Source organism: Collinsella aerofaciens (assembly GCF_015670795.1).
Classification (GTDB): domain Bacteria; phylum Actinomycetota; class Coriobacteriia; order Coriobacteriales; family Coriobacteriaceae; genus Collinsella; species Collinsella aerofaciens_Q.
Genome location: NZ_JADPCJ010000011.1, coordinates 1 through 18,188, shown reverse-complemented (window position 1 = coordinate 18,188; position 18,188 = coordinate 1). Strand labels below are relative to the sequence as shown.

General features: G+C 58.9%; 17 protein-coding genes. 7 read left to right on the top strand and 10 right to left on the bottom strand.

The genetic code is table 11. The annotated features are described in order from the left end of the window. Window positions 1-32: 32 nt before the first annotated feature. From I4W09_RS04740 to I4W09_RS04730, 3 genes are all read right to left on the bottom strand, one after another. Window positions 33-713, bottom strand: a complete 681-nt coding sequence (locus I4W09_RS04740) for an SDR family NAD(P)-dependent oxidoreductase (protein WP_196032399.1) — start codon at window positions 711-713, stop codon at window positions 33-35. Window positions 714-722: 9 nt separating this feature from the next. Continuing rightward, window positions 723-1,445 carry a VUT family protein gene (locus tag I4W09_RS04735; protein WP_022093974.1) on the bottom strand — a complete coding sequence of 241 codons (723 nt, stop codon included), beginning with the start codon at window positions 1,443-1,445 and terminating at the stop codon, window positions 723-725. A gap of 156 nt (window positions 1,446-1,601) precedes the next feature. Next, window positions 1,602-3,215 (bottom strand): peptide chain release factor 3, encoded by a 1,614-nt coding sequence (locus I4W09_RS04730; RefSeq protein ID WP_196032396.1) that lies wholly within the window; start codon window positions 3,213-3,215, stop codon window positions 1,602-1,604. A gap of 215 nt (window positions 3,216-3,430) precedes the next feature. Between I4W09_RS04730 and I4W09_RS04725 the strand changes: the two genes are divergently transcribed. The 3 genes from I4W09_RS04725 to I4W09_RS04715 are packed head-to-tail and all read left to right on the top strand — an operon-like array spanning window position 3,431 to window position 5,411. Beyond that, a complete protein-coding gene (locus I4W09_RS04725; protein ID WP_152068430.1) occupies window positions 3,431-3,811 on the top strand; it encodes a GntR family transcriptional regulator in 381 nt (126 codons plus the stop codon). A gap of 23 nt (window positions 3,812-3,834) precedes the next feature. After that, the gene (locus tag I4W09_RS04720; protein ID WP_196032393.1) at window positions 3,835-4,716 is read left to right on the top strand and encodes an ABC transporter ATP-binding protein; all 882 of its coding nucleotides are present in this window, start codon (window positions 3,835-3,837) and stop codon (window positions 4,714-4,716) included. Continuing rightward, complete coding sequence (locus I4W09_RS04715) at window positions 4,713-5,411, top strand: ABC-2 transporter permease (protein WP_230318684.1); 699 nt, start codon at window positions 4,713-4,715, stop codon at window positions 5,409-5,411. The genes I4W09_RS04720 and I4W09_RS04715 overlap by 4 nt, the downstream gene beginning before the upstream one ends. A gap of 90 nt (window positions 5,412-5,501) precedes the next feature. Here I4W09_RS04715 and I4W09_RS04710 read toward each other — a convergent pair whose 3' ends face one another. The 3 genes from I4W09_RS04710 to I4W09_RS04700 form a co-directional block, all read right to left on the bottom strand. Further along, window positions 5,502-6,806, bottom strand: coding sequence for a chloride channel protein (locus I4W09_RS04710; RefSeq protein ID WP_196032388.1), 1,305 nt, complete (start codon window positions 6,804-6,806; stop codon window positions 5,502-5,504). A 125-nt stretch (window positions 6,807-6,931) separates the two neighbouring features. Continuing rightward, window positions 6,932-7,465, bottom strand: coding sequence for an LOG family protein (locus tag I4W09_RS04705; protein WP_055286687.1), 534 nt, complete (start codon window positions 7,463-7,465; stop codon window positions 6,932-6,934). 36 nt (window positions 7,466-7,501) lie between these two features. Beyond that, window positions 7,502-7,927, bottom strand: a complete 426-nt coding sequence (locus tag I4W09_RS04700; RefSeq protein ID WP_138341497.1) for a potassium channel family protein — start codon at window positions 7,925-7,927, stop codon at window positions 7,502-7,504. 244 nt (window positions 7,928-8,171) lie between these two features. Between I4W09_RS04700 and I4W09_RS04695 the strand changes: the two genes are divergently transcribed. Together I4W09_RS04695 and I4W09_RS04690 are read left to right on the top strand one after the other, a co-directional pair. Continuing rightward, a complete protein-coding gene (locus I4W09_RS04695; RefSeq protein WP_196032385.1) occupies window positions 8,172-10,976 on the top strand; it encodes an ATP-binding protein in 2,805 nt (934 codons plus the stop codon). A gap of 42 nt (window positions 10,977-11,018) precedes the next feature. Further along, window positions 11,019-11,498 carry a pyridoxamine 5'-phosphate oxidase family protein gene (locus I4W09_RS04690; protein WP_196032382.1) on the top strand — a complete coding sequence of 160 codons (480 nt, stop codon included), beginning with the start codon at window positions 11,019-11,021 and terminating at the stop codon, window positions 11,496-11,498. Window positions 11,499-11,567: 69 nt separating this feature from the next. Here the strand turns inward: I4W09_RS04690 and I4W09_RS04685 are convergent, their stop codons facing one another. From I4W09_RS04685 to I4W09_RS04670, 4 genes are all read right to left on the bottom strand, one after another. Then, window positions 11,568-13,760, bottom strand: coding sequence for a hybrid sensor histidine kinase/response regulator (locus I4W09_RS04685; RefSeq protein ID WP_196032379.1), 2,193 nt, complete (start codon window positions 13,758-13,760; stop codon window positions 11,568-11,570). Beyond that, window positions 13,757-14,626, bottom strand: a complete 870-nt coding sequence (locus tag I4W09_RS04680) for a substrate-binding periplasmic protein (RefSeq protein ID WP_196032376.1) — start codon at window positions 14,624-14,626, stop codon at window positions 13,757-13,759. Before I4W09_RS04680 ends, I4W09_RS04685 begins: the two co-directional genes overlap by 4 nt. A gap of 144 nt (window positions 14,627-14,770) precedes the next feature. Continuing rightward, window positions 14,771-15,985, bottom strand: a complete 1,215-nt coding sequence (locus I4W09_RS04675; RefSeq protein WP_196032373.1) for a MalY/PatB family protein — start codon at window positions 15,983-15,985, stop codon at window positions 14,771-14,773. Between the two features lie 111 nt (window positions 15,986-16,096). Beyond that, window positions 16,097-16,834 carry a tRNA (N6-threonylcarbamoyladenosine(37)-N6)-methyltransferase TrmO gene (locus I4W09_RS04670; protein WP_230318682.1) on the bottom strand — a complete coding sequence of 246 codons (738 nt, stop codon included), beginning with the start codon at window positions 16,832-16,834 and terminating at the stop codon, window positions 16,097-16,099. A gap of 141 nt (window positions 16,835-16,975) precedes the next feature. Between I4W09_RS04670 and I4W09_RS04665 the strand changes: the two genes are divergently transcribed. Together I4W09_RS04665 and I4W09_RS04660 are read left to right on the top strand one after the other, a co-directional pair. Next, complete coding sequence (locus I4W09_RS04665; RefSeq protein ID WP_196032366.1) at window positions 16,976-17,803, top strand: TipAS antibiotic-recognition domain-containing protein; 828 nt, start codon at window positions 16,976-16,978, stop codon at window positions 17,801-17,803. 51 nt (window positions 17,804-17,854) lie between these two features. Then, window positions 17,855-18,100, top strand: coding sequence for a glutaredoxin family protein (locus tag I4W09_RS04660; protein ID WP_196032363.1), 246 nt, complete (start codon window positions 17,855-17,857; stop codon window positions 18,098-18,100). Window positions 18,101-18,188: the final 88 nt, after the last annotated feature.

The following is an 18,188-nucleotide window of genomic DNA, read 5'->3' as shown; positions in this document are numbered from 1 at the left end:
CGCGCCCGACGGCTTTCCATCGGGCGCGTTTCCTATTCGGGCCAAATAAATTGCGTGCGGCCGGCCTCGCCGCCATCGATCAACAGACTCTGTCCGGTCATAAACCGGTTGGTCACGCCCACAAAGTAGATCCACTCGGCGATCTCTTGGGCGGTGGCCCAGCGTTTAAGCGGCGTGAGCTCCATAATCTGATTCCACAGGCGCTCGTCTTCCATCACGCAACGGTTGAGCGGCGTGATAACGCCGCCCGGGTCCACACTGTTGGCGATGGCCTGCGGCGCCAGGCGGTTTGCAAGGTTCTTGGTGTACGCGATAACGCCGCCCTTGCTGGCAGCATAGGCAGGAAACTCCGATCCCGTATGCCCGCTCGCCGACCCCACATTGACCACGGATTGGATAGCCGGCACCGGCTTGGCGGCAAGCCCCTCCCCCGCAAAGGCGTAGCGCTCGGTCACGTTGATGGTGCCATACAGGTTGGCGGCGATGTCATCGGCCGAATCCTGCGTACCGGCAACGTTTACGATCACCTGGGGTTCAAGGTCGCCTGGAAACGAGCCCGGCTCGCGGACATCAACGATCAGATGGCGGTAGCGCTCGTGTTCGACCGCCGCCGGCAGCAGATCAAAGCCCACAACCTCGTGGCCCTCGTCCAAAAAGCGCTGCACGCATGCAGCTCCGATACCGCCCGAAGCGCCCGTGATCAAAACCCGCATACTTGCTCCTTAGGCGGTTGCGTGGCGCTCGAGGTACTCGGAGCCCACATTCTCGCGCTCCCAGCCGCGCACAACCTTGTAGCCCACGGGGCTCAGGAAGACCTCGCACAGCAGCTCGGCGACAGCGCCGGTCAGCGAGCACATAAGGACCTGCACCCAGGTCCAACCAAAGAACGTGTGACTCACTACAATGGCAAAGACCAGGTTGTCGATAAACTGGCCAACACCCGTGGACACATAGGAGCGGAAGGCGAAGCTCGCAAAGTTATTCTTTTTGAGCATACGGCCGAGCGACTGGTTGAGCGTGGAGTTAACCACGGCAGAGACGAGCATTGCCAGCGAAGAGCCCAACACCACGTACCAGGTGCCGCCGATGGTGGCGTTAAGGGCAGTGTTAACCTCGATCATGCCCGTGTCGTAGTAGGCGCCCCACATACCGGGCGTGAGCGAGCATGCCCAAAAGCACAGGCTCACGGCCAGGTTGACCAGCAGTGCGAGGATAGAGATTTTGATGGATGCCTTGGCGCCAAAGCGCTTGCAGATCATGTCCTGGCACAAAAACGAAACCCAGCTCACCACAAAGCCGCAATCGAGTGCCAGATACGGCAGGCTGATGAGCTCTTTGTTGGCCAGCAGGTTCATCATGATGACACTCACGAAAAACAGCGAAACCGTTGCCGCGGGAATGCTCCGCAACAGGACCTTATAGTCCTCCATGACCTTCTTGATCATTATGTACTCCTTTGGTTTTAGGTTTAACGAGCAGGATATCGGACCCGAACTGCTCGGACGCCCCGGTCTTGAGACGACGGTGGGTATGATAGCCGCTCACACGGCATCAGGCAAGCAACCGGCGCGGCAGCCCCGCAGGGCCACCGCGCCGATGCGTTAAAACGCTACGTTGCCAAACTCCGACAGGATAAGGTCGGGGTTGTGGTCGGTTGCCCAGTCCACGTTCCACGGGCTCGTGAACAGCAGTAGCTTGCCGCCGCGCATGTCCTCGACGCGCAGCGTGTCGCGCGTGAGCGAAAGGCCCGGGATATCGATAGTGTCGGGGTCGTTCTGGATCCAGCGGATATCCGTATAGGGCAGCGGCTGGCGACGAACCTCAACACGGTACTCGGCCTTGAGGCGGCGCTCGAGCACCTCAAACTGCAGCACGCCGACCACGCCCACGATGACGCTCTCCATGCCGGCACCCAGTTCGCGGAAGATCTGGATGGCGCCCTCCTGGGCAAGCTCCTCCATACCCTTAACGAACTGCTTGCGCTTGAGCGTGTCGACCTGCGTAATGCGGGCAAACATCTCGGGGGCAAACGTCGGGATCTGCGGATACTGCACGTGGCGCTTGCCAGAGCACACGGTGTCACCGATGCTAAAGATACCCGGATCGAACAGGCCCACGATATCGCCCGCGTACGCCTCGTCCACGATGGCGCGGTCATCGGCCATCATCGAGGTACCCGTAGCGAGCTTAAGCTTGCGGTTGCCCTGCATGTGGAAGGCGTCCATGCCGCGCTCGAACTTGCCCGAGCAAATGCGCACAAAGGCGATGCGGTCGCGGTGGTTCTTGTCCATGTTGGCCTGGATCTTAAACACAAAGCCACTAAAGTCGTCGCGGCAGGGATCGACCGGTTCGCTGGTGAGCGTATCGGTATAGGCGCGCGGCGTCGGGGCCAGGCGCAGGAACTCCTTGAGGAAGGGCTCCACGCCAAAGTTGGTGAGCGCCGAGCCAAAGAACGCCGGGCTCAGCTTGCCGCAGGCCACGGCATCCAAGTCGAGCTCGTCGCCGGCGCCATCGAGCAGCTCGATGTCGTCCACCAGGTTCTTATGGTTCTCTTCGCCGATGAGCTCATCCATGGAAGGATCGCCCAACTCGGCCTCAACCTCGGCGACCTTCTTGGTGGCGTTGGCGTGACCGTCGCCCTCAAAGGCAATGACGTGACGGGTCTGACGATCGAACACGCCGCGGAAGTTGCGGCCGCTGCCGATTGGCCAATTCATGGGATACGTATTGATATCCAGGACGTTCTCGATCTCTTCCATGAGCTCAAACGGATCGCGAGCCTCGTGGTCGAGCTTGTTCACAAAGGTGAAGATGGGAATGTGACGCAGCGTACAAACCTTAAAGAGCTTTTTGGTCTGGGCCTCGACGCCCTTAGCGCCGTCGATGACCATGACAGCGGCGTCGGCGGCCATAAGCGTACGGTAGGTATCCTCCGAGAAGTCCTGGTGGCCGGGGGTATCGAGAATATTGACGCAGGCGCCGTTGTAGGTAAACTGCAGCACCGAGGAGGTAACGGAGATACCGCGCTCCTTCTCGATGTCCATCCAGTCCGAGACGGCATGCTTGGCCGAGCTCTTGCCCTTGACCGAGCCGGCGGTCTGGATGCTGCCGGTATAGAGCAGCAGCTTCTCGGTAAGTGTGGTCTTACCGGCGTCCGGGTGGCTGATGATCGCGAATGTGCGGCGCGACGAGATTTCATCCGACAGGCTTGCCATGCGGATCCTTTCTTGCATTGAGTGCATTACGTCGTTGTAACCGCATTATTGTAGCCGCGAAATCCCGCCATAGGGCACCTATCAGGACAAATTCATCAGTTGGGGCCAGGGTAGCCGGCCCAATCAGTATTTGCCTCTTGTATAACTGTATATAGTGTATATATACTGTGCTTACCGGTTATATACACGTGTAGCCCAACAGCTAAGGAGCCGCTGTGGACATCATCCTATCCAATTCGAGCGACAAGCCCATCTACGAGCAGATAACCTCGCAGGTCAAAGCCCAGATCCTTTCGGGTACGCTCGCTGCGGGAGCCAAACTCCCCAGCATCCGTGCACTCGCGAGCGATCTTGGCGTGAGCGTCATCACCACCAAGCGCGCCTACGCCGACCTGGAGCAGCTCGGGTTTATCTGCACCGTGCAGGGCAAGGGCTGTTTTGTCGCCGAGGGCAACCAGGAGCTTTTGCGCGAAAACCAGCTCTGCCATATCGAAGAGCTGCTTGCGAAAGCGGCAAGCCAAGCCGAAGCCTTGGGCGTCACGCGCGACAAACTGCACGAGATGCTCGACCTGGTAGCCCCCGAAACCATGCAGTAGTCATCTGCAAGAAAGGCTATACCATGCAAAACTTGCTTGAACTCAAAGGCATCTCACGCACCGTAAGCGACCGCTTTTCGCTGCGTGATATCACGCTCGCTGTGGAGCCCGGCCAGATCGTTGGCTTTGTGGGCGCAAATGGCGCCGGCAAAACGACGACCATTCGAGCCGCGCTCGGGCTTATCAAACTCGATGCCGGCGAGGTGCACCTGTTTGGGCAGCGCTGTGGCGCCGACGCACCCGATGAAGCGCAGCGCTGCTTGCGCACCCGTGTCGGCCTCGTGCTGGACACGTGTCCTTTCCCTTCCACGCTCAAGGTGACCGAAGTTGAGGCACTCGTAAGCCCGGCATACCCCACCTGGAGCCACGACACCTTCGCTAGCCTCATCGACCGGTTTGGCTTGAATCCCAAGGCAAAGGTCAAGGATCTCTCCCGCGGCATGGGCATGAAACTGCAGCTTGCCTGTGCACTCAGCCACAATGCCAAGCTGCTCGTTTTGGACGAAGCCACCGCGGGCCTCGATCCCATGGCACGCGAGGAACTGCTTGATGAGCTGCTTGCCTTTGTCGCCGACGGCCAGCACAGCGTGCTGCTCTCGAGCCACATTACGTCCGACCTCGATCGCACCGCTGATCGTGTCATTTGCATCGATAATGGCTCGATTATTTTTGACCTGCCGCGTGAGGATATTACCGACCGCGCTGGCATCGCCCACTGTACCCAAGCACAGGCCGCCGAGCTTATGGCTTGCGTCGAAGGCGCCCATGCCGTCCACCACGCCTATAGCGTGGACGTGCTCGTGCCCAACCGTCGCGAAACGCTCGAGGCCTTCCCCGAGATTCCCTGCGATCGGGCAACCATTGACGACTATCTACGCCTCACACTGAAAGGGGCTTCGAAATGAAACGCGCCTTTATGTCCGAGACCGCCATCATGCGCTCGTTTCTCCCGAGCATCGCGGGCGTCGGCCTGTTCATATTCGTCGTATTGACCCTTGCCAACGCGACAGACGGCGATTCCGGCATGAGCGCCGGCGCCTGTGCGGTCAGCGCAATGTCGCCCATCATAATCATGAACTCGCTAGCTGGCTACGATAACCAAAACGGCTGGGAGCGTTATCGAGCAACGTTGCCCTTCTCGCGCAAAGACATTATTTGCGCACGCTACCTGTGCATCGTTGTCTTCTCGGTCGTCATGGCATGCGCGGCTACGCTTCTGAACATCCTCGCCCTTCCGCTCTTCGATCCCATGGGCATCCCTTCGACATGCCAGACGATCTTTGAAATCGCAACCGCCTCGGCAGCATCGATGCTCATCTCCCTCATGATGGTGTTCTTGGCACAGCCGCTGTTCTTCCGATTTGGACACATGGAGGCACTGCGCCTATCCGTTGGCCTGTTTGCCCTACTCGGATGCCTTACCATGGCAGCGCTGAGCTCCTCCAACCCCATCAGCAACTGGCTTATGTCGATTGCCGGGGCGAATCCCGATCCTGCCGTCCTTGGCTGTCTGTGTGCAGGAATTGCCGTACTGGCGCTCGCACTATGCGCAATCAACTGCACCGTCAGCACCAAGGTTTATCGAGTACGCGATCTGTAGCCACGCGAGCCTCAATCCACGAAGGACGCGATCGCCGCCCCTCCCCGTAAATCCGTGACAAATGGCATATCCCCAGCGTGAGCCACCGTACTACTTGCGCAGCGGCTTGGGCAGCGGAATACCGGCAGCGATGACGGCGGCGATGATCATACAGACGATGCCTTTGAGTGGGAAGCACATGAGCAGCAGGCCCACGACCATGACCGGCTGACGCATGACCGCACCCATCGTCGATGCCGTGCAGACGGCGACGCAAAAGACCGGATCGGCGCCGGTGAGGATGGCCAGGCCATAGCCCAGGCTTACGCCCGAGAAGGTCACCGGGAAGAAGTGGCCGCCGCGCCAACCAAGGTTGATGAGGGCGGGGGTCAGCATGGCCTTGACAAGACCGGTCGCGATAAGCACGCCGGCGGGAATGGTCAGATAGGTTTCCATGAGCACGTCGGCCTGGGTCTCGCCGGCAAACATGGTGTAGGGCAGGACCGTGCCACAGATGGCGAGCGCCAGACCGGCCAGCATGGCCTTGACGACAGGACGCTCCCCTATTGCATGGGACAGTGCCTCGCTTGCATGCTCGGAGACAAAGTACAGCCAGCCGCAAACGGTGCCAACCAACGCCAGCGGAATGAGCCAGGTAAGTTCCAGGTTGCCTACCTCGGCGGACTCGAACCTGGGCATGCCCATGCCGCCGCCCACAAGCTGGCCAAGCAGCAGGTAAGTGCCCAGACCGCCGGCAATCGCAATGCCGTAGACCACCGTCTTTTGCGCCTTGGGCAGCTTGATGGTGATCTCGCCGGACACGGACTCATCGTCGGCGTCTTCGCCCTGGCCGTCGGCACTACCGGCAAGCGGCGCCACAAAGCCAAAGACGGGCGCGGTAAAGAGCGCCGTCAGGGCAGCCTGGGTACCCAGCAGCGTGAGCTCCCTAAACTCGGCGCCAAAGCGACGCATGCGGTCGCCGACCCAGCTGCACAGACCAGCGATAACGCCGGTCAGGCCGGCCTCCGGTCCAATGCTGCCGCCAAACAGCAGCGGCAGCAATGCCGCGAGCGAAAGCTTGCCCAGATTGTCGTACGGGTAGCGTCCATCGCGCTTTACCTTGGCCATCACCTGGTTGAGGTCATCGGTCTTGGTGCCCGTCGTCTTTTCGTACAGACCGATCAGCAGGCCGCCCAGCAGGCAGACGAAAAACGGGTATGGCAGAAAGCCAAACGGGCCGCTGGCAAGCTCGGGCGAAGCGACGCCCAGCGCGTGTGGAATCTCGGTCCATAGATAGTCGATGCCGTGCTCCATCGCAAAGAAGAACAGCCAGACTGCGGCACCTGCGAACGCACCGGTCACGGCAACGCTAACTAAAAACAGCGCGCGGTTTGTGGGTTTGGCAAGGTTATCCATCGGGTCCTCCCGCGGTCAAAGTCGACATAGATACGTTTTATTGTAGAGCGAGCGTTACCCGAACGAGCCAACCACCTGCGCCGCAAACGGCACCATTGGGAGCCATAGCGGGGCAGGCTCAAGACTTATCCGTTGATAATCGAGGCAATCTCGCGCAAATCGTCGGCAAAGTAGATGCCGTGCTGGCGCCTCGGGCTCGAAAGCCCCTTATCAATCATGTGCCCGAGCAACGCCTTGAGGTCGTTGTAGTAACCGTCCAGGTTATACAGGATGCACGGAGAGCTCAGGTGCCCCAACGACACCGCGGACATAACCTCGGCAATCTCCTCGAGCGTGCCCGTGCCGCCCGGAAATGCGATGAACGCATCGCCGAGCTCGATCATCTTGGCTTTGCGCTCGGCCATGTCGCTCGTCACGATAAGGTCGTCGATTCCGTCGTGTTGAAACTCTGCCTCGATAAAAAAGCTCGGCTCCACACCCGTCACATGTCCGCCTGCCTCGAGTACGCTATCGGCGAGCGCGCCCATCAGTCCCGATTTGGACCCGCCGTATACGAGCGCGTGTCCGTTGGCGCCAATCCAATTGCCCAGCTCCTGCACCGCGGGCAGAAACGCCGGGTCGTTGCCGACGCTCGCACCCAGGTACACCGTGATGTTCATATGCAATCCCCCTCGTCGTGACGCGCGGCACCCGTTCTATCGTTGCCGGCGACGGTATTCGCGCACGCGGCGCGACAAATCGGCGAGCTCATCGCGGTCGAGTTCTTCCAAATGCTCAAGATCGTCCATAAAGCGCGCCATGGTGTCCTTTTGGCGCAGTTTAATGAGCGTATTGCAGTAGTTCACCGCCACGCCCGTAAGCATGGCGATATAGAAGATACTGATGACGCTTAGGATAACGGTAATGCCGCGGGCAACCGGCGTTTCAGCGGGGATATCGCCAAAGCCGATCGTCGAGACCGTCTCAAAGCTAAACCAGAGACCATCGCCAAACGTGAGGGTCGTGGGCTCGGACAGCCAGACAGCCGTCGAGCAAAGCAGATAGAAAATAAGAAACAGGCCCGTGATGCGTGCAAAGCCAGCCTGTCGCAGCACATCGGCAAGCGTCCTGAGCTTTTTCATCGCGACCCCTTCCACGGACAACCAATCACGTTCGCTCGGTATTGTCCCACGCCTCCCCAGCAAACGGAACTAGTCATTGGGGACGTTCTTAAATGACTAGTCAAACAAGAACGTCCCCAATGACTAGTCGTTTAAGAACGTCCCCGATGACTGCCGGGCGGGAGCGTTTAGCGGTACAGCTGCCGACTGGGCAGGCTGAGCTGGTATCCTTATGCGGTATTGTCTCGATTCGTTAGGATTGCATGTGAGAGCTGCCACTGTCCTTCGTTCAGTTATATGTCGCGCCCTGGCCATTGTGCTTGCCGCGCTTGCCGCGCTGAGTCCCATCGCGCCTGTCCAGGCTTTTGCCGATGACTCTAGTCAGCCAGTCAAGACGGTCCGCGTCGGCTGGCTCGTCAACAACGAGGGCTTCCAGAACGGCACCCCCGGCGAGCGTCTCTCGGGATGGGGTTACGAGTACCTCCAGACCCTGTCGTACTACACGCCCGGCTGGCGGTACGAATACGTCTCCGGCACCTTCACCGAGCTTATGGACATGCTCGAGGCAGGCGAGATCGACCTCATGCCCAACATCTCCTACTCCGAGGAACGCGCCCAAAAGCTGCTCTTTTCCTCGAACCCTGAGGGCACCGAGCGCTACTACATCTACGCCAGGCCCGACCGTGACGACCTGGCCAAGGGTGACCCTCAAGCACTCCAGGGTCTCACCATCGGTTACAACTCCGGTGTTATGCAAACCATCGTCGGCCAGCAGTGGCTCGCCAACGAGGGAATCGCCTGCACATACAGGGAGTATGACGGAGGCTCCGTTCTCTTTGACGCGCTCGCAAACGGCGAGGTCGACGCCATCATCATGAACGACACCATTTCGTCGCCCGAGGCGTCGCCCATGTTCTACGTCGGTTCGAGCGACTACTACTTTGCCGTTCCCAAAAGCCGCCCCGACCTGATGGACAACATCAACTCCGCAATGGCGGCAATCAACCGCGTCAACCCCCGCTATAACGACGAGGTCAAATCGAACTATTCAGCGCAAAACAGCGGATCATCCTCGCTCACCGGCGATGAGCGCGCCTGGCTCAAGGCGAACAACAGCACCATCACGCTCGGCTACATTACGGGCAAACTCCCCTACTGCAACGAAGACGAAGACGGCAAAATGGAAGGCTCGCTCGCATCGCTTGCGACGACGTTGCACGATAAATTTGGCATTACGGTCAAAACCGTCGCCTTTGATAGCTACAAGATGATGTCAAAGGCCCTGTCAAAGGGAAGCATAGACGTCGCGCTGCCGGTATACCGAGATTACTGGTTTGCCGAGCAATCAGGCGTTGTGCAGTCGGTATCGTTGGGGACCATATCCCTCACCGCCATCCACACCGGCAGCAACCTGAACAAAGACCTTCAGAACATCGCCTGTACCAAATCATCGTTTGTCAACAAAAATGCACTTGAAAGCCTGTTCCCCACAGCGACCGTGACCGAATACCAATCCGACGATGAAGTGTTCGACGCCCTCAGGAAGGGAACGGCGCGCTGCGTCCTCGCTCCCAGCTCACGTGTAAAAACTATCAGCGACCGTCATGATCTCAAGGACTACGAGACGGTCGAGCTCCCTGATACCTGTGAGCTCTCGTGCTGGATTTCGCGCGGAAAGCCCGAGCTGCTGGGAATCATCAACAAGGGCATCATCAATGCCGGAGAATCGCTCTCCGCAAGCAATTTCTCCTCCACGTCGTACACGGCCCAGGAATCCGACACGCTTCAACTCCTTTATCGCAACCGCGCCGCCATTGCCGCCACCCTCATCGGTATATTGTCGGTCGGCATCGTCCTGCTCATCTGGGCGCTCATGCGCGCTCGAACCGAGCGCAAAAAAGCCGATGCCGCCAACGCCGCTAAGACGGCATTCCTCACGCGCATGAGCCACGACATCCGTACGCCGCTCAACGGCATCCTGGGCCTTATCGATATCGAGGAATTGAAGGAAGGCGATATCCAGGTCGCCCGCGAAAGCCGCGCCAAGGCTCGTGTTGCCGCCAATCACCTGCTCTCGCTGATTAACGACATCCTCGAGATGGGCAAAATCGAAGACCGCAAGATAACACTGGAACATGCGCCTTTTAACCTCAAAGAGCTCTGTGACAATACGCTGGTTCTGTGCAAGCTCCGCGCATCCGATAACGGCATCACCATGCAGGACAATAGTCTGCCATACGCCACGGGGCCATACATGGTCGGCAGTCCCACCCATATCCGACAGATCATGATCAACCTGTTAGACAACAGCATTAAGTACAACAAGCACGGCGGCTCCGTTACCTTTAGCTCAAAGACCAAGCCACTCGATAACGGGCGCGCGCTCTTTTGCTTTAGCGTTTCGGATACCGGCATTGGCATGACTCCCAAGTTTTTGAAGCATATCTATGAGCCGTTTGCCCAAGAAGGCGACGATGCGCGCAGCAAGTTCCAAGGAACCGGCATGGGCATGCCAATCGTCAAGTCGCTTATTGAACTGATGGGCGGCACCATCGAAGTCACCAGTGAGCTCCATGTGGGCACTTCGTTCTACGTGGAGATTCCGCTCGATATCGACAAGAACCCCCAGACGCGGGCGAATACGGTCGAGAGGGCGCTCGACTGCTCGCTCGCCGACATGAACGTGCTGCTCGCCGAAGACAACGAATTGAATGCCGAGATTGCCCAGGCGCTGCTAGAATCCGAGGGCGTCGTGGTCACCCGCGCCGCCAACGGCAACGAAGTCGTCGATCTGTACCTATCGCATCCCGCCGGCAGCTTCGACGCGATCCTGATGGACATTATGATGCCGGACATGGACGGCTACGAGGCAACCCGCGCGATTCGTCTGAGCGAGAAGGTCGATGCAGCCGATATCCCCATCATCGCGCTCACCGCCAACGCCTTTGCCGAAGACGCCCAGGCGGCACACGATGCCGGCATGAACGCCCATCTGTCCAAACCGCTCGACTTTAACAAGCTCAAAAACATACTCGCCCGCATCAAGAAAAACGGATCCATTTCGCTATAGTTTGTGCTCAACCACCACGCACGACCAGAAAGGAAGCCAACGATGTTTAGGCCCTTACGTCGAAAGAAACGCGCCGTCACCGACGAGGAAGCGCGCGAACTGCTCGCCACCTGCAAGCGCGGCGTCTTTGCCGTCAACGGCGACGATGGCTACCCGTACGCCATTCCCGTCAACTACTTCTTTGACACCGAGCACGACAAGATTTATTTCCATGGCGCCAAAGCCGGCCACAAGGTCGACGCACTCAAGCGCGATGACAAGGTCTGCTTTACCGTTTACGGCAACGAGTGGTACAAGGACGGTGACTGGGCTCCCTACGTTATGAGTACCGTGGTCTTTGGCCGCTGTCGCCTGGCGAATGACACCCCCGCGTTTATCGAGGATAAAGTCCGCCAGCTCGCGCTTAAGTACTACCCTTCTGCCGAGGAAGTCGAAGAGGAAATCGCCAAAGACATTAAGGGCGTCCAGCTCTACGAGATTTCGATTGAGCATCTTTGCGGCAAGCAGATTCAGGAAAAGTAAGTCCCTCAGCAGGTCTCGCAAATAGCAGTATGGCCCGGTTCCAACCAACCTTGGAACCGGGCCATATGCTTATGAAGCGTCGGCGGCTATGTGCGCCAGCGCCTCGACGAGCTCTTGCGAGCTCACAGGCTTGCTCAGGTGCGCGTTCATGCCCGCCTCGCGCGAAAGCCTGCGGTCGTCGGCAAAGGCGTTGGCACTCACGGCGATAATCGGCGTGGTCGCGGCATCCTCGCGATCGAGTGCTCGAATCTGGCGCGTGGCCTCAAGGCCGTCGATGCCAGGCATCATGATGTCCATCAACACCACGTCGTACTCGTGCGGTGCGCTCGCGGCAAACGCCTCAACGGCAGACTCGCCATCCTTAGCATGCGTCACGACGGCACCGGCACGGCTGAGCGTAAACTGCGCGATCTCGGCATTCAGATCGTTATCCTCTACGAGCAAAACGCGCAAGCCCTGGAGCGCATCGCCATCTCCCGCGTCCACGCGCACATCCTGAGGAATCTCGGAACGCTTGCATTTCTCGAACGGCAGGCGGATGGTAAACGTCGTCCCCTGCCCCAAGACACTCGTAAAGCTCATGGTTCCGCCCATAAGCTCGACCAGCTGTTTTGCGATAGGCGCGCCCAGGCCAGTTCCCGATGAGGCGCCTTCCACCTGCTGCTCCTCGCGGCAAAACGGCTCGTAGAGGTGCTGCTGGAACTCCTCGCTCATGCCAATACCGTTGTCGGCGATCGTGTATTCATAGACAGGGACGCCATCTACAGGCTCCATCTCGCGGCACACCAGGCGAACATAGCCGCCCTGGCGGTTGTACTTGACGGCATTGCCGGCAATATTGAGCAACAAGCGCTTGAGGTGTGTCACGCTCACCCGTGCATAGGGATGATCGAGCGCCTGCTGGTCGCAGATAATTGTCACCAGACGCTCCTCGGCCTGGCGCTCCAGAATATCGCGCACTTCACAGTTGAGTGCCACCAAATTTGTGGGTACGAGGTTCAGGTCGACCTGCCCGCTCTCCAGGCGACTCATATCGAGTGCCTCGTTGGCAAGGTCGAGCAGCAGTCCCGATGCCGTCCAGATTTTTGAGCGGCACTCAGTCTGCTTTTGCAGATCGTCCGCATTGGCATCGCCGACCTCGACCATGCCGCGAATGCCGTTGATAGGCGTGCGCAGATCGTGGCTCATGCGACGCAAAAACTCCGTCTTTGCCGAGTTGGCGGACGAGGCCTCACGCGCCGCCTTTGCCAGCTTGTCGCCATAGTCGCGCTCCTGCAGCAACAGGTCGGTCATGCGCTGGCGCTCGGCACGGCGACGCATCATCACAACAGCGGCTATTGCACCGCTGTAGAGCACCAGCACGCAGGCGACAACGGCGGCGACGATCTCGAAGTAATGCCGCGCCGAGGCATAGGTGTACACATAGAATTTGTGCGCTTTTCCAAATGTACCCAAATACCACTCGCCGTCGGCGTTAATCAATTTGACCTTACCGGCCAGGCATCGATCCTTAATACCGTCGACAATGAAGACATCCGTCGCGGGCAGATCGAATACGCCCAATACAGTGGGTTCAACGGCATTGGTCGCAACGACCTTGCCGTCGCTTTCGATCACGATATTGCCGCTATCGATGGTTTCATAGCCTTCGAGCAAGCTCTGCAGTTTGAGCGTATTGCTTGCAACCGCCTTCGCGCTCTGATGCCTTACCGCGACAACGATGCCCTCGCCATCCTGCCGAGCCACGCAACCAATGTCTGCAACCGAATCATCCGAAAGCGCAATGCGGGCGGTATAGGACTTAAGCGGATGGGTTGCCACCTCCAGCACGGGCGCCTCCTTGAGATACGTAGCGAGCGACTCGTAGCCCACATCGCCCGTCGAGGACTCGGACAACAAATTGCCCGATGCGTCCGTCACGATCAGCGCGCTCACGTTGAACTGGTCGGCGTATTGCTCCAGCATGGCGCTATCCACCGAACCGTCGCGCTCCATATCGCGGGCAGCCTCTCCGGCAATCTCCGTAACGCGAATCAGGTTTTTGGTCGTATAGGCGCTGTTGAATGCATCGTAGGAAAGGCTCTGCGTCGCCACGTAATCGACAACGTCGGCAAAGCGCTGCTCGGCTTGGGCCGTCGTGTAACCGTAGCTCATCATGCCGGCAGCAACCGAGAGCGCTATCCCCAGCAGAGCGACAAGGAGCCATGCCCCTGCCGAACGATTGGCCCGCTCCTGAGCGGCGTGGTCGGGCGCATCGATCATGACAGGCCCTCCATATTCAAAAATGGCGAAGGGTCATCAAAGTACTTTGACACCAGGCGTTCCATGGTGCCGTCGGCTAGCATTTCCTGGTAGGCATGGGTGAGCTTGACGTCGATGTCGCGCGTATCGTTGATATCGAAAGCGGTACCCAAACCAACCTCTAGCAGCGGTTCATCCAAAATGCGATACGTTACGCCGTAGTCTTTTTCGTAGGTGAGCAGCGAGGACTCATGTGCGGCGATAGCGTCGACCAGACCCTCGACGAGCGCCGGGTTCAGGTATGAACGGTCCGAGAAGCTGTAGAGCTCCTTGATCTGCGGAACGTTTTCATTTGTGCGATTGAGCAAAATGCCCTCGGGCTTGGTGGTGGACTGAACCGCCACGATCTTATCCTCAAGATCGGCAAGCGTGTAGATATCGCTCTGGGGATCGACCGCGACCACCTGGCGGCTCGCAAGGTACGGGCCGGCCCAACGATACTCGTTTTCGCGACCCGTCATACTAAAGCTGCCCATGACACAATCGAGCTCGCCGCTCGCCAGCAGCTCTCTCTTCTTTTCCCAGTCGATCAGCTGGTATTTTGGCTTATAACCAATGCGGGCCAAAGCCTCGGTCAATATCTCGACATCCAGGCCAACGATATCGCCGTACTCGTCGGTATACACAAACGGTGGATAGAGGTCGCTGCCGACGTTGAGCGTCTTGAGGTCGTCGTCCTTGACCCGCGAGGCGTCCGGACCTTTTGATGCAGACGTCGATGCTTCGTCATTCGACCCAGAACAGCCAGCTATCGCTACGACAAAAGCACTCGCCACTGCAAGCGCAACGAACAACGATATGGCAACCGAGCGACGGGGTCTTTTCATCGAGCTCCAGACGATCCTGTTTACAGACTGAAATGGTAAAAGATAATAGCAAACAAAACCACACGAGTGCCCAATGGTTACAGACGTTTTATCATGCGGGGCCTTCCAGCCGACTTGGCAGAAGGCCCCGCATGCAGTGCTCACTTACCGTGCATTAAAAACGTAGCGGTCCAGGCGGTCGCACGCTTCCCTTACGCGCGAAAGCGGCAGCGCCAGATTCACGCGAATGTGGCAGGATCCGTGGAACGGGCGGCCGTCCTGATAGCCAACGCCCACGCGCGCCCCCTCGTCGAGCAGCCACTGAATATCGCGGCCATGCTCGCGGCACCACTCGGTGCAGTCCAGAAACACCATGTACGTGCCCTGCGGACGCGAATAGGACACGCCCTCAAAATGCTCGTCCACGTAATCGCAGAAATACTCGATATTGCCGGCAAGCACCTGGTTGAGCTCGTCCACCCACTCGTAGCCCTGCGGCTGGTAGGCACCGATAAGCGCATGCATGGAGAGGACGTTCATCTCGTTGTAGTGGGTCTTGTTGGACACAGCGCACACGCGGTCGCGCAGCGTCTCGTTGTAGACAATGTGGTAGCTGCCGACCAGGCCCGCCAGGTTAAACGTCTTGCTCGGCGCATAGAGGGCAACCGTGCGCATGCGGGCATCCTCGCTCACCGACTGCGTCGGGATGTGCTTGTGCCCCGGCAGGATGATATCGGACCAAATCTCGTCCGAGATCACCACGCAATCGTGCTGGCGATAGATGTCCATGGCGCGCTCGATCTCGTCGCGCTCCCATACACGGCCGCAGGGATTGTGCGGCGAGCAGAACACCGCAGCATAAATGTTGTTTTGGGCGAGTTTGCACTCCATGTCCTCAAAGTCCATGCGCCACACGCCCTGGTCGTCAAGCTTAAGCGGACTGTGGACAATGCGATAGCCCGCGGCTTCGATGGACTTGGTAAAGCCAATGTAGGTGGGGCTATGGACCAGCACCGCATCGCCCGGCTGGACATACGCGCGCAACGTCGACACGACACCGCCCAGCACGCCGTTTTCGTAGCCGATATGTTCAGGGCGCAGGCCCTCGACGCCATTGCGGCGGCTCTGCCATTCGATGATGCGGTCGAAGTACTCGGCGCGCGGGTTAAAGTAGCCAAACATGGGATGCTGAGCGCGCTGAATGATGTGCTCCTGGACCGTGGGCACCGTGGCAAAATTCATGTCGGCCACCCACATGGGGATGCGGTCGAAGCCCTCGTCGGGTGCGTTCGGGGCCATACCGGGGATCTCACCCCAAGAGTCAACGGCGATGGAGTCCATGCCGTGGCGGTCGATAAGCGAGCTAAAGTCGTATTTCATGCTGAACTCCCGTGCAAAGTGATTGTTTTGGTAGGCGTTATTGTCCACCAGCACGGGCGATTTTGGCATGGGGTTTGGCGCTTAATTTGACGGGTGCGGACGAATGGCTCGTTAGTCTCGCGCGTCGTTGACGGCGACCACGGTTAGCTGGGTTTCGTCGACCGTAAACGATATGTCGAGTCCGGCGTAGGCCAGATGATAGACGCGGTTTGGATCGTGCTTGCTGCCCGCGCGGCGCGGATCTTGGCGTAGAACCTCGACCAAGCCAGAAATCTTTGCGGGCGGGACCGTATCCTGCAGAGCTTGCGGAAACTCAACATCGAGCTCTTGCCACGGAGCATCCTCAATCCAGCCGCCGGTCGCATCCGAGTGGCAATCCGCAAACGGGATGTAGGGCTTAATGTCGTAGATGGGCGTGCCGTCACGCAGGTCGGCCCCCAGCACATGGATGATGGGGCCATCGTCGGTGAACTCAACACGATCGAGCTTGACGCAGGTGAGACCGATGGGATTAGGGCGAAACGGGCTGCGCGTGGCAAAGACGCCCACACGCTCGGCTCCACCCAGGCGCGGCGGACGCACGGTCTTCGACCATTTTGCGTTGGTACCGGACCTGTCCTGCGTTTTGGCATCGGCGGCTATGTCCTTAGCCGTGCCGCCGGGCGTTCCGTTTTCGAAGCGCCACAGCAGCCACAGGTGAGAGAAGGAGTCCAGACCCTCAACCGCTGCATTGGAGGCAAATTCCGGCTCAAAAATGATGCGTCCCTGCAGATGAGGCGCCAAAAAGCTGTTGCGCGGAATGCCGAACTTCTGCGGCAGGTCGGTATGTATGTGTGCAATAGGTTCCATGCCGGTCATTGTACGGCATGGAGGCGTGGGGCGTTGCGCGCAATTCTTCGCCGCGGACTCCTGTCGTGCAACCAACGGTTGCTTGGAAGGGCGCCTGCCGCCGCGTATGCTTAAGCCATCAACCAGCAGAAAGGAGCCGCTATGGCCTTTGCAGAAAAGCTCATTGCCATCCGTCGCGCCCATCACCTTACCCAAGAGCAGCTCGCCGCCAAACTCTTTGTCACGCGCCAAGCCGTCAGCCGTTGGGAGCGCGACGAGGTCACCCCGGGCATCGACATGATGAAGCTCATCGCCGCCGTAACCGGCGAGCCCCTGTCTCACCTGCTCGAAATGCCCGAGCATTATTGCCAGAGCTGCGGCATGATACTCACGCCCGACGACTGCGGCACCGATGCCACGGGCGCCACGACCGACCATTACTGCAAGTGGTGCTACGACCACGGCAAGTACACCTACGACACCACCATGGAGGCGATGATCGAGGATTGCGCCCCGCGGCTGGCGCAAAACACCGGCATGTCGCTCGACGAAGCCGTCTCGCTCATGGGCGCCGTCCTGCCGCAACTGGAGCGCTGGCGCACCGTGCAGGAAAACGAGGAGCGCTACGGCGCCGAAGCGCGGGCACGCTATGGCGATGAGGCTATCGATGCAGCAAACGAAACGTTACTGGACATGGATCCACAGACATGGAACGACATGAAGGAACTTGAACGCGCTATTCTGGGCCAGCTCTCGATTGCCATGGGCGACGGCGAACCGGATGGAAGCGAGGCTCGCAAGCTTGTCGCGATGCACCGTCGATGGATTGGCCTTAACTGGGGACACGAGCCCCAAGACGAAGCATACCTGGGCCTCGCCCACGGCTATCTTGCCGATCAGCGCTTTATCGACTACTACGACAAGCCCTGCGGCACCGGAGCCACGACGTTTCTGGTTCAGGCAATCGAGTCGTCGCTGGCTCGCGCATAGACCGCGGCGGCTTTGGGTATTTCAATCGAAACCTCAACCGATTGGAGACCTATGGCTACTAATCACGAGCTCGTGCTCTACGTTATGACCGGCTGCCCGTATTGCTTAAAGGTCAAGCACTTTTTGGCCGATAACGGCGTGACCATTCCCGAGCGTAATATCTCGACCGATTCCGATGCCGAGCAGACACTCATCGCCGTCGGCGGAAAACGCCAGGTTCCCTGCCTATTCATCGACGGCAAGCCACTCTACGAATCGAGCGACATCATCGCGTGGGTGCAGGAGAACCTACTCTAGTGCAACACAGCCATTGGGTGTTCCTATAGTTTTGTCAACCGTCGGGGCTACTCCCGGTAGGGCACCCGGTCGCGCATCACGGCGTATA